The sequence below is a fragment of the Zoogloea sp. LCSB751 genome, assembly GCF_002028455.1.
Taxonomy (GTDB): domain Bacteria; phylum Pseudomonadota; class Gammaproteobacteria; order Burkholderiales; family Rhodocyclaceae; genus Zoogloea.
Window position 1 is genome coordinate 1 of the sequence record NZ_MWUM01000370.1, and the last position, 256, is coordinate 256.

The window sequence follows — 256 nt, forward strand, 5'->3', positions numbered from 1 at the left end:
ATGTGACCTGCTGGGATTCGGGGTAGATGAGGATATCGCCATACTCCAGCACCGCCTGGGCCTGCCCCTTGCTGCGGCGCACCAGGGCGCGCAGGCGGGCCTTGAGCTCCTGCAGGGCGAAGGGTTTCACCATGTAGTCGTCGGAGCCCGCGTCCAGCCCCAGCACCCGGTCGTCCAGGGCATCACGGGCGGTGAGGATGAGCACCGGCAGCGTCTGTCCCTCCCGGCGCAGCTTGCGTAGCAGGCTGATGCCGTC

General features: G+C 68.0%; 1 protein-coding gene. It reads right to left on the reverse strand.

The window, feature by feature from the left end; genetic code table 11:
• Window positions 1-256, reverse strand: a 256-nt coding sequence (locus tag B4920_RS26995) for a response regulator (protein ID WP_139379726.1), incomplete at both ends; no start/stop codon positions are given.